The organism is Olsenella profusa DSM 13989 (genome assembly GCF_030811115.1).
In the GTDB taxonomy this organism is placed as follows: Bacteria; Actinomycetota; Coriobacteriia; order Coriobacteriales; family Atopobiaceae; genus Olsenella_F; species Olsenella_F profusa.
In genome coordinates this window covers 235482-247786 of record NZ_JAUSQK010000001.1, presented here as the reverse complement: position 1 = coordinate 247786, position 12305 = coordinate 235482, and the positions used below count along the sequence as shown (strand labels likewise).

Sequence of the window (12305 nt, the reverse complement as noted above, 5' to 3'; positions counted from 1 at the left end):
GTGGCCAGGCGTCCACGCAGCAAGAGGCGTTCCAGGCGTGCCGGTGGGGCCTCGGTCGAGGCTCTGCCGGCACTTTCCTCGCTCACGGAGCTGCCGGCGTTTGACGAGCTTGCGATGAGCGACGCGCAGCGCGAGGCCTACGAGGACGACGTGGACGTCCTACGTGGCGAGGGGGCCGATGCCCGTGAGGTGGAGCCTGCCTGCGTGGTGCGGCTCGATCGCTCCTTCCCCGCCCTCATGGCGGCCTCGGGGCTCTGTCGCGCCGAGTTCTCGTCTCGCTTTGGGGTCGTGCGGGAGCCCTCGGCCGCCGTGGGCGACTGGGTCGCGTTGCGTCGCCCCGAGCATCATGACATGGGCGTCATCGAGTTCGTGCTGCCGCGTGAGAGCGACATCGCCCGTTGGAGGGGTGGCTCGCGTGTCCGCAGGCAGACGCTTGCGGCCAACGTGGACGAGGTGCTGGTCGTGCAGGCCCTTGGCGCGGAGCCCGTCTCGTGCGACCGCATGGTACGCTCGACGGTGGTTGCCGTCGACTGCGGTGCGCGTGTTGCCCTGGTGCTCACGAAGGCCGATCGCACGACGCCCAAGGTGCTTGCGGCCGATCTCGCACGCATCCACGAGGTCCTGGGCGATGATGTCCCCATCGCGGTGACATGCGCCGGGTCGGGGCATGGGAGGATGGACAACGGGCCTCTCGCGCAGGCCGCTCGTGAGCGTCATGCCCTCTGGGGCGAGCGAGGGGTGCGCTCGCTCATACCGGCAGGCACCGTGGCTATCGTGCTGGGGGAGTCCGGTGTAGGCAAGTCGACCCTGCTCAACACCCTGCTCGGGACGAACGTGCTTGAGACGCGGGGCATCCGCGAGCGCGATGACACGGGACGTCACACGACGGTGGCGCGGCGCATGGTCTCCATGCCGGGGGCGGGGATCGTCATCGACGAGCCGGGGCTCAGGAGTCTGCCCATCGTGGGGCACGAGCAGGGTCTCCTGAGGGTGTTCCCTGAGATCGCCTCCGCTGCGCAGGGATGCCGCTTCCGTGACTGCACGCACACGCATGAGCCTGGCTGCGAGGTGCGGGCGTGCCTCGAGGCGGGCGCGTTCCCTTGGGCACGCCTCGATGCGTACCTGTCGCTGGCACGGGAGATGCGGGCATCCAGGATGGCGCTCGATCCCGACGTGACGGCCGGCCCATCCACCCATGGGTGAGCGTCCCGTCCGGTTCGCCGGGCCCACCCCCCCCTGCCCTTTGCTGTGGGACACGCGCTTTGCAGGAAACCCCATCTCGCGAAGGGGAGTCCATACGCGCACGTTCGATTTCAAGGGCGACGCCAATGGCACCTGCTGGGACATCCCCACGGGCGAGACATCCGATGGCCGCACGATACGGACGGCCGCCAATGTCGCGAGCGTCGGGGAGAACGGTCGCGGCGTGCCCTTCCCTACCGTCAGCTCCGCCTCAAACGGACGGGGTGGCGTCTTTGCCGTCACGAATGACGCAGGCTCCTGCAAAGGTCAAGATCTACCATCCCGTGAGGGGGCGCGCCGCACCCTCAGCCATACGGACGCCAACTGATGTGGACCCTATAGAATGGACACCGGAACCGGTTTCCGAATGAAACCTGGCGGCGAGCCCGAGAACGAAAGGGCCCGCAAGTGCACAAAGGACGGTTCACCGACGAGGAGATGGAACACCTCTCCTCACTCGACGCCGTGGAGCGGGTCGAGCCGCTCCGGATCACCTACTCGAGAGAATTCAAGAGTGAGTTCATGATCCGGTACCACGCCGTCGAGAGGCCGAAGGCCATATTCGAGCCCGCCGGCCTGCACGTCTCGCTGGTCGGCTACAAGGGAATGGAGCGCGCCTGCGCGAGGCCGCGCCCCAGGACGTCATGCTCTGGAACAGGCCTTTGCTCATGGCCATCTATGTCTGGTGCGGCACGGATGGCAGCTCGACGTCGCCGGTACAGGCGTCCGATGACACGGCAGGCCATGCGCACGACATCACGGACGAGGCGCCCTCGAATTCGAGTCCAACGCCGGCGGGGGCGGTGGGTTCTCCAGCGGTGGTGAGGATGGCTTCGGCGGCGGTGGTGCGTCCTAGCGATGTGACTCACGCCGCGACGGAACGTGCGGGATCGTTTGCCCCGATGCATGGGGCGCGCTGCCCTGGAGGCGTCCCATATCGTCACCTTGCCCGATGGAGACGCCACCGGTAGGTGCGCCTGGCGTTTTTTGTGGCCTACATCTCTGGGTAGGGGTTCCTGCCTGGTCTTCCTCTCGTTTGTCGCAGACGTGTGCAGATATGCGTGACACGGCTGCCAGCAAGTCCGAGAAACCTCTCCTGACAAGGCCCCCTGCCTACGAGAATGTTCCCACGCAGGGGAGTCGCACCGTGGTCAGGGGATGACGGGGGGGATGGGCATGTCACTCAGGTTTCGGATCGTCTTCGCCAGTGCCTGTGCGGTGCTTGTGGCGATGCTGGCCGTTGGCTATGCGGACACGATTCGCGCTGCGGCACTTCAGGAGCATAACGACGCCGTGGCGCGTTACGGCGGGGATGTGGCGAGCGTGGTGGTTGCCACTGCGGCGTTAGAGCCCGGAGACGTCGTGGAGGCGTCCGATGTGGGCATGCGCGACTGGATAGCCGACCTTGTTCCCGAGGGTGCCTGCACGAGTCTGGATGCCGTGCTGGGACACGAGGTCACAAGCCCCATTCCCAAGAACGCCGTCGTTGCGGACTCGAGCTTCCGTACGGACGAGGCCATGGCACAGGTCCCCTCTGGCATGGTTGCCATAACGCTTCCCATAACCGACAAGCTGGGCATACAGCGTGGCGTGCCCGTTGGCACACACCTTAGGGCCTATCAGGTGGACAAGGAGAGCGCACGGCTCCTGGCCGAGGGGGTGGTGGTGTTGAGCGTGCCGAGTGGCCCCTCCGCAAGTGGCCTTGCGGCTTCCGCCGCGCAGGCACAGCTGACCGTCGCTGCCCCCTCGGACGATGTGGACGCCCTGCTTGCCGCCAGTGCTGCAGGCACGCTCAAGTTCGTTCTTCCTGCCGATGATGCCGTGCTGCCGGATGCGAGTGCCACGTCTGGGGACGCACGGGCACCTGAGCCCGTGGAGGGGACGGCTGCGGCCGACGAGCCCTCTATCCAATCGCATGCGACGGTCGAGCTGGGCTCGGCGGAGTAGGAGATGGGCATGACTGACATATGGATGGGATATGCGGCTGCAGCCGCTCGACGCGAGCTGCGCGAGAGTCTCAGGTCCATTTCCCCCGGCTCCCTGCTCTGCCTGGTTGGCGGCCCAGGCGAGCTCCGTGATGCCTTCAGGGACGAGGAGCCAGGCTCCGTCGGAGCCATCGTGGGCATGAGCGAGCGGGGCATCTCTGACGTCAACCTTGCCGCCGCCATCGCGCATGACGGCCGTGCGAGCGAGGTCGTGCTGGTGTGCAGGCATCCCTCGGGCTCGTTGAGATCACGTGCCGCACGGGCAGGCATCTCGCGTGTCATCGACGCAGCGGCACCGAGCTCCCCCGTTCGTACGGGTGACGACCAACACAACCGCGCACGGAGGCATCCGATGGCGCCCCCGGAGCGAACGGGGGAGGAAGGGAGCCCTGCAGACAAGACGATGGCCCTGCAGCCTACGAAGGCATCTCGCGTGAGGGAGACCCTCGCCCAATCCCAGCAGGCACGCGTGACACGGCAAGGCGGTGCCGTGGTCACGTTCGTCTCGGGGCGGGGTGGCGTGGGAAAGACCACGGTCGTCGCCTCCTGCGCGGCCCGTGCCTCGTCATGGGGCATGCGGGTGGCCCTCGTCGACCTCGACTTCACCAGTGGCAACCTCAACAGCCTCTTTGGCGTTGCCCATGGGAGCGATCTCGGCAAGCTGGCGGGAAGCGAGCTGACCAGGGAGGCCATGGGACGCACGAATGTCCGCGTCGCGGAGAACGTCTTCCTCTGGGGCCCCTGCGAGCGTCCCGAGGAGGCCGAGGGACTCATGGCACAGGTCGGAACCCTCATCGGCTACCTGCGTGAGCGCTTCGATCTGGTGCTGGTTGACTGCCCGGTCACCTTCACCGTGGCGGTTGCCAAGGCGGTGCAGCTGACGGATCGCCTGGTGCTGGTCTCGCCACCTGGCAGCCGTGCCATTGCGTCGGTTGCGCGCGTGAGTGCCCTGGCCATCCGGCTGGGTGTCGCGCGCACCAGGCTCATACGGCTCGAGAACTGGTCGGCCGCACACGGGGAGGAGGGGTTGGCCCTGGGCCGCGCGGAGGTGGGCCTAGAGGGTGCACGGGTCTTCCACATGCCCGATGGTGGGGCCGATGTGGATGACCTCACTGCGGCGGGGGAGGTGTGCGCCCTCGCGACGGATGAGGGCGCCTTTGGGAATGCCATAGGCCTCATGCTTGCCCACATGCTCTCGGAGCTGGGCAAGCTGCCGGATTGCGATGCGGCACGCGCGGATGCCGACAGGCGTGAGCGCCCGAGGCGCTTCCTGCTCTTTGGACGCAGGAAGGAGGCCTGACATGTCCCTGCTCGATATGGTTCGCGCGCAGGATGGGCAGGGTCCCTCGTCCGAGGGCATGGAGGCTACCGAGGGACGTGCGCGTCAGGCCGCGTTGCGCTCGCGGCTGAAGGAGGCGCTGGTGGAGCGCCTGGGCCTCGATGTGGTGGCACGTATCGCCACGGGACGTGACGTCGAGCGTTCTCGGGCAGAGCTTGCCGTCACCTGTCGTGCGATTCTCAACTCTGGTGGATACGAGGACGTTGCTGACGACGAGCGCGCGGCCCTGGTGAGACAGGCCCTGGATGACGTGTGCGGCCTTGGGCCCCTGCAAGGCCTGCTCGAGGACGATGCGATAACCGAGGTGGTCGTCAACGGGACGCACGGGCTCTTCTTCGAGCGGGACGGCAAGCTGTACACGGCACCGCTCGTGTTTGACTCGGACGAGCAGATCCTCACGGTGGTCGACAAGATCCTGGCACCCTTGGGGCGCAGGCTCGACCAGGCAAGCCCCATCGTGAACGCACGCCTTGCCAACGGTGACCGCGTGAACGCCGTGGCCCCGCCCGTCGCCGTGGATGGGCCGGCCATTACCATCAGGAAGTTCTCCAACCGCATCACGTCCCTTGACGAGCTGACAGCCCTGGGGTCACTTCCCACATGGTATGCGCGGCTGCTCTCGTGGGCGGTTGCCCTGCGCAAGGACATCGCCGTGGCAGGAGGTACGGGATCTGGCAAGACGACGCTGCTCAACGCCCTCTCCTGCGAGATTGGCCTCGAGGAGCGCATCGTGACCATCGAGGACTCCGCCGAACTGCGCTTCCGGTCCCATCCAGACGTGGTGCGCCTTGAGGCGCGTGCGGCATCGATAGAGGGGACCGGTGCGGTAAGCATTCGCGACCTGGTCAAGAACTCGCTGCGCATGCGTCCCGACCGCATCATCGTGGGCGAATGCCGCTCGGAGGAGACCATCGACATGCTGCAGGCCATGAACACGGGGCACGACGGCTCCATGACCACGCTGCATGCCGGTACCCCCCATGAGGCGATCCTGCGTCTCGTGCTCATGGCGCGCTTTGGCATGGATCTGCCCACCGATGTCATCGAGGCACAGATTGCGACGGCGCTCGACCTGCTGGTCATGAGCCACCGCCTGTATGACGGAACGCGGTGCATCGGCTCGCTCTCGGAGGTCTCGCCTTCGGATGGGGGTGGCGTGAGGCTGGCGACCTGCGTGACCTTTGACAGTGCGCAGCGCAGCTGGCACCTGGAGCATCTGCCGGCATTCGTGGACGCGGCGCTCACGGCGGGCGCGCTGAGTCGTGGGGAGGTGGACGCATGGAAGTCGTCCGTCTCCTAGGGATCGCCGCCGCATCGTGGCTTGGCGCCTTCTCCCTTGTGGGCGCACCGGGCATGGGTGGGCACTCGCCCGCCCTGCGTGCGGCCCGTGTCCTGCGCCTGCTGTACCGCCTGCTGGGGCAGATGGCACGAACGCAGCCCGTGCGCTGGCTTCTGAGGCTCCCCTCGTGGCGGGAGGCCTCCGATGAGGTGGCGACGGTGCTCGGACGACATGGCATCGTCCTCGAGCGGGAGGAGGGGTGCGCGTTTCTGCTGGCCGCTGCGCTACTTCTGGTGGGGGTGCTCCATAGCCCGCTTGGCCTCGTCGCGGTGGTCGCCGCCCTCGCAGGGGGCGTCCCCGCATGGTACGAGGGGCGCTGCCGTGCTCGTGCGAAGGAGCTTTCGCGCGAGATGCCCGAGGTCTTCCGCACGCTTGCGCTGGCACTGGGATCCGGGCAGACGCTTGCGCAGGCCATCGGATATGTCGGTACCCATGCCCAGGGACCAGCGGGCAAGGCGTTCTCGCGCTGCAGCCTGCGGTTGGGCTGTGGGGCGACGGTGGCGGAGGCCATCGAGGCGCTGCGGGGGGAGCTGGACACCCCAGGGGTGGGGCTGCTCGCCACGGCGCTGGTCGTCTCGCAGAGGACGGGCAGCCCGCTCAAGGGACTCTTTGACTATGCGGCGGAGCTGCTGGAGAGCCGCGGAGAGTCGGAGCGACTCCTCGCCGTCAAGACGGCCCAGGTGAGGCTCTCGGTACGCATCGTGACGCTCATGCCGCCCGTGTTGGTGGGCACCCTCGCCCTGCTGTCCGCCGACTTTCGCGCCGGTCTGATGACGATGCCGGGCATGGTGAGCCTGGGCCTTGCGACTGCCATGGACCTGTGCGCCATCCTCATCGTGCGCAGGCTCCTCGCGGGGGTGCTCTCATGAGCGCGGCGGAGATGGCATACCCTGCGGCCTGTGGCGTCATTGCATTCGCCTGTGTGTTCGTGCTCATGGGCACGCGTCCCGTACGGGGGAGACAGGCCGACTCGGGATGGGGGCATCGTGTGGACGAGGCGCTCCGGGACGTGGGGCGACGAGTGCCTGCCGTGCGCCGCCTGCGCGAGCGCGCCGCCCGTGCGCGTCGGCGCACGACGCGCCTGCGCGAGCTTCCCCAGATGCTCGACGTGGTCAATCTCGGGCTGCTCTCGGGCCTCTCGTTCGACGCCTCGCTCGAGCTCTACTGCGAGCACTTCCATACGCCCACTGCGGCCTCGTTCAGGGAGTGCCTGCTGAGTTGGCGCATGGGCACCTGCACGCGTGACGGGGCGCTTGCGTCGCTGGCCGAGGAGATGGACGTGGCGGCGCTCAGGAGCTTTGCCGCGACGGTGTCACAGGCGCTGACCTTTGGCTCCCCTTTGGCAGCGGCGCTGGAGCGACAGGCCCATGCCATCAGGGACGAGCAGCGCAGCGAGCTCGAGGAGGAGATCGAGCGCGTCCCCGTGCGCATGCTCATCCCCCTGGGGACGCTGGTGGTGCCGGCGATGCTGCTGGCGATACTGGGGCCGCTCCTTGGCGGGACCCTCTTGGCCGGTTAGGTGGGCGTGAGCGCCCATGGATGAAGGGAAGGGATATGGAACGTCTCAATCTCGTTGTGTGGGGTGCGATGGATGGGGTGCGACAGGTGCTTACGGAGGCACACGACCAGAGCGGCCAGGGGACGACGGAGTACGCCATCCTCGTAGGCGTGCTCGTGGTCATCGCAATCCTCTCGATCATCACCTTCAGAGGCAAGATCCAGGAGCTCTGGGATGCCATCGCCAGTGGCATCGGGTCGCTCTAGGTCGGGCATGGGTCAGGGAGGACACGGGCGCCTCACACGTCACAGGGCATGGGTGTTGGTTGGCATGCTCGTCGTGGTGGTGCTCGCCCTCGTGGCGAGGGTCACACTCATGCGCCCTGGTGCGGAGGGGGAAGCGGGCATTGCCTCGCCGTCGAGCGACTCCGACGGAAAGCCTGCCACCCCCGCCCCTGGGGATGTGGACGACCCCCAGCGCACGGGGTCTTGGAAGAGCGAGCGGACCCTTGGGCAGCAGGCCCAGAAGCTCCTCGCAGACTATCGCGACGAGGGACGCTGCGTCCTTACACAGGCCGGCTACATCGACCTTGCAGGAAGGGTCTGGAGCTGCGTGGTGACGGGGGACGGATGGGTTGACCTGTGCGTGGTGCGCGCCAACGAAGATGGTGGGAGTGACGTGAGCGTGCAGAGGATGGAGGCATCATCGTGGGAGGAGGAGGTCGATGCATCGAATGGAGCGGACGGGGACGTGGCATAGGCCGTTTCCGCGCGACCAGACGGGGCAGGCGAGCTTGGAATACGTCGTCGTGCTCTGCGCGTTTCTTGCAATGGTGGTGGCGCTCATTGCCCTGTGGAGGTGGCTCTCGGCGGGAGGGCTCTTGGGCACGGCCCTGGGCAGCGCCTCGCACTCGATTGATGCGGGACTGGTCGACGCATTGCAGGACGTGCTGCTCTTCTAGGGAGCGTATGGGGGAGGGGGGTCAGGCGACGGTCGAGGCGGCACTTTTGCTGCCTGCGGTCATGCTCGTGCTCGCCCTGGTCCTGGAGCCTGCGTGCATGGGCTACACCTATGCGACCATGCGGGCCGTGGCCGCCCAGACGGCGCGTGCCGTCGCAACGGACTACGACGGGAGCCTGGGCGACTGCGCACAGTATGCGAGACGTCGTCTCGCTGCCGTGCCCGAATTGGCGCCTTTCCATGTGGGAGGGGCCGAGGACTGGAACTGCCAGATGACACGCGACGGTTCCCGCGTGACCGTGAGCATCCGGGGGCATGTGCGACCGCTTCCCCTGCTTGGGGTCGCCGCGTCGGCGTTTGGCCAGTCGGATGGCACGGGCGTGGTGCTTGAGGCCACCTGTGCCGAGCAGGTTCGAGCGGAGTGGGTGGGAGGCGGCTATGGCGAATGGCAGCAGATGTGGGGGTAGGGAGGGGCATGCTTCCCTGCTGCCCCGTCTTGACACGTTCATTGACGACGATGGGGGCTACACGACCGTCGCCGTCGCCTGCGCGCTCCTCGTCAGTCTGGCGCTCGTGTGCTCGACGGCGGCTGCCGTCTGGACGAACAGCCGATCGAGTGACGTCCAGACGGTGGCGGATGCGGCTGCCATGTCGGGCGCGAATGTGGTCGCCGGCTATTCCACGGTCGCGCAGGTGCTGGATGCCTGCGTGCTCAGCATGGGGCTTACGGGTGCCTCGGTGATGGCTGCGGGCATGGTGGTCTCGGCCATACCGCTTCTGCAGGAGGCCGCACCGAGGATCTTGGACATGGGCCGGAAGATCCTGGATGCGCGGCGCAGCTTTGCCACGTCCGCCGCAGAGGGGCTCCAGAGGCTCGAGCGGGCGATTCCCGCACTCGTGGCGGCCAATGCCGCCTCGACGGCCTCGGCGAACTCGGGCGCATCGATGAGGTATGCGGGGACGGCCCTGCCCATGCCCCTGGACTCCCAGAGCGACTTCTCCTGTCTGGATGATGGTCTGGATGGAGAGGAGATGGAGCGGCAGGCCAAGGAGCTGCAGGAGGCCAGCGCCAGGAAGGCGGAGGCGGACAGGCGCGTCAGCGCCGCCAAGGAACGCGCCTGGCGTGCGGACACGGTGGATGACCCACTGTGCATGCGGAGCCGTGCCGAGAGCCTGGCAGGCCTCTCGGGAGCACAGAACCCCGCCTATCCGAGCGTTGCCGAGTGGCGCTTCGAGTATGCCCGCGCGCGGGCGGAGAACTACTACTACGTACGCTGGCAGCGTGAGGCGGCGTCTGGGAACACGCCAGACGAGCTGCAGAGGTCCTGTGCCCGCAAGGTGTTCTACCACTATGCGTGGGAAAAGGTGAGGGACGCCACCTGTCGTGAGGGCGATGATGTGGTCATTGACCTGCCTGATCTTCCCCATAAGGCCGACATGGTGCGTGAGACGACGCTCTGCACCGATCCCATCTGGCCCTGCACCGACGAGCCCGAAGGCAGGACGCTGCACGCCTCGTCCGTCTGTCCGGGAGCGACGGGGGCCCCTTCGGGCATGGCATCCCTTGCGGACGTCGATGCCGGTGCGGTGAGGCGCTGTGAGACCTGTCAGATGGATGTGGTGGCCATGGGCAACGTGGCCAACGCCTCCACGAACATCGACAATGGCTTCGAGCACTACTGGCGCGTGGTCGTCGAGGCATCCAAGGAGTACGCTGTGGCGTGCAAGGATGCCCAGCGCTACGAGCGAGAGATGCAGGAGAAGGCCGAGGGCTCGGCATCCGCCTTCCAGAAAGCGATCGACCTCTTGTCCGTTGATCGACCCAAGCTCACCCCGCCAGGCTCCTATGGGTGCATCGCCTTCGTGTGGCGTGGCGACACGGAGGTCCCCTCCCAGCTCACCTCTGCCTTTCTCGAGGAGGGAACGCTTCCCGCGGGCGTTGCCGTCGCGGGCGCCACCTTGGCGCCCGATGAGGCGACCGACGGGCACAACGTGCTCTCGAGCGTCTTCGACGGCCTGAAGGGAGACGGCCAGCCAATCGCACTCTCGCTGGTGGGAGGCATCACGGACCTGTGGGGCAGGCTGCTGGTGGGCTATGGGAGCTCCTATGAGAGCGTATCAGGCTCGGTGGATGGCTTCCTCGATGGCATAGGGGGCATGGGTGGCGAGAAGGTCGCAGGCTGGCTGAGGGACAGGATCTCCTCCATCGTGGAGGCAGGTGGGTTCGCCCCTGCGGACATGCGCCTCAGAAAGCCGGTGCTCGTCAACAGCCAGACCATCATGGACAAGGCGGGCAACAGCAGTGCGGCGGAGCTGAGGTCATTTCTGGAATCGCTCCCACAGGATCCGGAGGGACAGGCAAAGGCCTGCCTCGGCCGCGCGCTCGAGGAGCTTGGCGGCGCGGAGTTCACCATCGCAGAGGTGCCCATTCCCGGTGTTCCCGGCATGAGCATACCCCTGACGATACGTCTTGACGACCTCTTGGAATCGGGGTGATCGCATGGATGGGACCCTGGGCGAGGGCTGGCGCGAGGGCGGGCAGATGACCGTCGAGCTTGCCGTGGTGTTGCCTGTGACCATCGCGGTGGTGCTCGTGGCCATCAACCTGCTGCGCTTTTCCGCCGCCTGCGCGAGCTTTGACCGCGTGGCGCTCGATGCGGTGGTCTCTCAGGGAGTGGCACCGGCAGGCGACCAGAACCGTGCGGCAGCGGTGGACGAGGTGAGGTCCTGCATCCAGGGCGCGCTCCAGGACGATGATCTTGCCGTCGAGGTGTCTGCCGAGCAGCTCTCCGGTGGCGCGGGTGACGTCAGCGGCGGCAGGGGCGTGGGGTTTCCCGTCTCGCCCCTGCTCACGCGCTTCACCTGCACCATGCACTACCGGCCATGGCCACAGGTCGACTCGTTTGCGGGGGTGCGCGTGGGGACGCCCCTCACCATCGACCATACGCGCTCTCTGGTGGTCGACCGATTCAGGGCGGGGGTGGTCGTATGAGCGCGACGGTCGTGCGGCACGTGCGGACGCCCACGTGGTCGGGGGACGTTCGTGTGCTCGACACCTTCGGCAAGCGGCTGCGGGGGCTTTTGGGCACCAACGCGAGCACCCTGCCCGTGCTCATATGCCGCTGCTCCTCGATCCATACCGTGGGCATGGGCTATCCCATCGACGTCGCGTTCGTGGATGGGCGGGGAGTCGTGTGTGGGGTGCACAGGGGCCTCATGCCGGGCAAGGTGGTGTCCTGCCATGGCGCACGGTGCGTGCTCGAGCGACCAAGCCACAGCGGTATTTGGGTGAGGGAATCGGAGAGATTGGAGTTCTGATGGGTGTGACATGGTCCTTTGGGACGCAGGCGGACGAGGGGGATACGACCTCCTCTCCGACGTCCGAGCAATCCGACCTGCGTGAGTTGCCGGCAACCAAGGTGTGCCCACGCTGCGGAGCGGAGCTCTTCAGCGACATGGGCGTATGCTACGAGTGCCTCTACGACTTCGACCGACCTCCCGTGGAGCCCTCGTTCGGCGTCGGTGTAGACGATCTGGAGGAGCCCGATGGCGTTTTCCTCCCGGCACGATCTGGTGGGAGTCGAACCGTGCGGAAACAGGACACAGCCGCCCTATCGCCCTCTGCGGATCCGCATGGCCTCTCCCTGCTCGTGCGCGCGGCAGATGTGGAGCTGTCCGTTCCCCTTCCCCAGGGCTCCCTGATCGTGGGGCGCGACTCGGCATGCGACATCGTGCTGCGCCGCACGGCGGTCTCGCGAGAGCACGTCCGCGTGAGTCGGGAGGGGGGTGAGGTAATGGTGGAGGACCTGGGGGCGACCAATCCCGCGCGCCTGCGTGGGAGGAGCCTGCAGACGAGGGAGCGCCTGCGTGTGGGCGATACCCTGGATGTCTGTGGCACATTCCTCACCCTGCTGGGGCCCACGCGGTAACTGGGGCGCCCAA

General features: G+C 67.1%; 16 protein-coding genes. All 16 read left to right on the top strand.

Annotated elements, in window-relative coordinates; translation table 11 throughout:
- The 16 genes from rsgA (at window position 1) to J2S71_RS01050 (ending at window position 12292) form a co-directional block, all read left to right on the top strand.
- Complete coding sequence (rsgA, locus tag J2S71_RS01120) at window positions 1-1203, top strand: ribosome small subunit-dependent GTPase A (protein WP_307388239.1); 1203 nt, start codon at window positions 1-3, stop codon at window positions 1201-1203.
- The gene (locus J2S71_RS01115; protein ID WP_307388237.1) at window positions 1196-1570 is read left to right on the top strand and encodes a hypothetical protein; all 375 of its coding nucleotides are present in this window, start codon (window positions 1196-1198) and stop codon (window positions 1568-1570) included. Before rsgA ends, J2S71_RS01115 begins: the two co-directional genes overlap by 8 nt.
- Window positions 1571-1650: 80 nt before the next feature.
- Complete coding sequence (locus tag J2S71_RS12210; RefSeq protein WP_370873198.1) at window positions 1651-2067, top strand: HTH domain-containing protein; 417 nt, start codon at window positions 1651-1653, stop codon at window positions 2065-2067.
- A 351-nt stretch (window positions 2068-2418) separates the two neighbouring features.
- Window positions 2419-3189, top strand: a complete 771-nt coding sequence (locus J2S71_RS01110) for an SAF domain-containing protein (RefSeq protein WP_307388235.1) — start codon at window positions 2419-2421, stop codon at window positions 3187-3189.
- A 9-nt stretch (window positions 3190-3198) separates the two neighbouring features.
- Window positions 3199-4527 (top strand): CpaE/TadZ family protein, encoded by a 1329-nt coding sequence (locus J2S71_RS01105; RefSeq protein WP_307388234.1) that lies wholly within the window; start codon window positions 3199-3201, stop codon window positions 4525-4527.
- A gap of 1 nt (window position 4528) precedes the next feature.
- A complete protein-coding gene (locus tag J2S71_RS01100; protein ID WP_021726846.1) occupies window positions 4529-5866 on the top strand; it encodes a TadA family conjugal transfer-associated ATPase in 1338 nt (445 codons plus the stop codon).
- Window positions 5845-6774: a type II secretion system F family protein gene (locus J2S71_RS01095; RefSeq protein WP_307388231.1), complete on the top strand. Its 930-nt coding sequence runs from the start codon at window positions 5845-5847 to the stop codon at window positions 6772-6774. Before J2S71_RS01100 ends, J2S71_RS01095 begins: the two co-directional genes overlap by 22 nt.
- On the top strand, window positions 6771-7424 hold the full coding sequence (locus J2S71_RS01090) for a type II secretion system F family protein (RefSeq protein ID WP_307388229.1): 654 nt from the start codon (window positions 6771-6773) through the stop codon (window positions 7422-7424). The genes J2S71_RS01095 and J2S71_RS01090 overlap by 4 nt, the downstream gene beginning before the upstream one ends.
- Before the next feature lie 68 nt (window positions 7425-7492).
- Window positions 7493-7669, top strand: a complete 177-nt coding sequence (locus tag J2S71_RS01085) for a class III signal peptide-containing protein (RefSeq protein ID WP_198009656.1) — start codon at window positions 7493-7495, stop codon at window positions 7667-7669.
- Window positions 7670-7676: 7 nt separating this feature from the next.
- Entirely contained in the window at window positions 7677-8162 is a 486-nt protein-coding gene (locus J2S71_RS01080) for a hypothetical protein (protein WP_198009650.1), read from the top strand.
- Window positions 8163-8196: 34 nt separating this feature from the next.
- The gene (locus J2S71_RS01075; protein ID WP_307388226.1) at window positions 8197-8364 is read left to right on the top strand and encodes a hypothetical protein; all 168 of its coding nucleotides are present in this window, start codon (window positions 8197-8199) and stop codon (window positions 8362-8364) included.
- Window positions 8365-8371: 7 nt separating this feature from the next.
- Complete coding sequence (locus J2S71_RS01070) at window positions 8372-8830, top strand: TadE family protein (RefSeq protein WP_307388224.1); 459 nt, start codon at window positions 8372-8374, stop codon at window positions 8828-8830.
- Window positions 8802-10859: an SPRY domain-containing protein gene (locus J2S71_RS01065; protein WP_307388223.1), complete on the top strand. Its 2058-nt coding sequence runs from the start codon at window positions 8802-8804 to the stop codon at window positions 10857-10859. The genes J2S71_RS01070 and J2S71_RS01065 overlap by 29 nt, the downstream gene beginning before the upstream one ends.
- 4 nt (window positions 10860-10863) lie before the next feature.
- A complete protein-coding gene (locus J2S71_RS01060) occupies window positions 10864-11355 on the top strand; it encodes a hypothetical protein (RefSeq protein ID WP_021726830.1) in 492 nt (163 codons plus the stop codon).
- Window positions 11352-11681, top strand: coding sequence for a DUF192 domain-containing protein (locus J2S71_RS01055; protein WP_307388220.1), 330 nt, complete (start codon window positions 11352-11354; stop codon window positions 11679-11681). The genes J2S71_RS01060 and J2S71_RS01055 overlap by 4 nt, the downstream gene beginning before the upstream one ends.
- Entirely contained in the window at window positions 11681-12292 is a 612-nt protein-coding gene (locus J2S71_RS01050; RefSeq protein ID WP_021726916.1) for an FHA domain-containing protein, read from the top strand. The genes J2S71_RS01055 and J2S71_RS01050 overlap by 1 nt, the downstream gene beginning before the upstream one ends.
- Window positions 12293-12305: the final 13 nt, after the last annotated feature.

Coding starts and splice junctions, on each gene's coding strand:
- J2S71_RS01115 (WP_307388237.1), top strand. CDS start 1,196: ATGGGTGAGCGTCCCGTCCGGTTCGCCGGGCCCACCCCCCCCTGCCCT.
- J2S71_RS01110 (WP_307388235.1), top strand. CDS start 2,419: ATGTCACTCAGGTTTCGGATCGTCTTCGCCAGTGCCTGTGCGGTGCTT.
- J2S71_RS01105 (WP_307388234.1), top strand. CDS start 3,199: ATGACTGACATATGGATGGGATATGCGGCTGCAGCCGCTCGACGCGAG.
- J2S71_RS01100 (WP_021726846.1), top strand. CDS start 4,529: ATGTCCCTGCTCGATATGGTTCGCGCGCAGGATGGGCAGGGTCCCTCG.
- J2S71_RS01095 (WP_307388231.1), top strand. CDS start 5,845: ATGGAAGTCGTCCGTCTCCTAGGGATCGCCGCCGCATCGTGGCTTGGC.
- J2S71_RS01090 (WP_307388229.1), top strand. CDS start 6,771: ATGAGCGCGGCGGAGATGGCATACCCTGCGGCCTGTGGCGTCATTGCA.
- J2S71_RS01085 (WP_198009656.1), top strand. CDS start 7,493: ATGGATGGGGTGCGACAGGTGCTTACGGAGGCACACGACCAGAGCGGC.
- J2S71_RS01080 (WP_198009650.1), top strand. CDS start 7,677: ATGGGTCAGGGAGGACACGGGCGCCTCACACGTCACAGGGCATGGGTG.
- J2S71_RS01070 (WP_307388224.1), top strand. CDS start 8,372: ATGGGGGAGGGGGGTCAGGCGACGGTCGAGGCGGCACTTTTGCTGCCT.
- J2S71_RS01065 (WP_307388223.1), top strand. CDS start 8,802: ATGGCGAATGGCAGCAGATGTGGGGGTAGGGAGGGGCATGCTTCCCTG.
- J2S71_RS01060 (WP_021726830.1), top strand. CDS start 10,864: ATGGATGGGACCCTGGGCGAGGGCTGGCGCGAGGGCGGGCAGATGACC.
- J2S71_RS01055 (WP_307388220.1), top strand. CDS start 11,352: ATGAGCGCGACGGTCGTGCGGCACGTGCGGACGCCCACGTGGTCGGGG.
- J2S71_RS01050 (WP_021726916.1), top strand. CDS start 11,681: ATGGGTGTGACATGGTCCTTTGGGACGCAGGCGGACGAGGGGGATACG.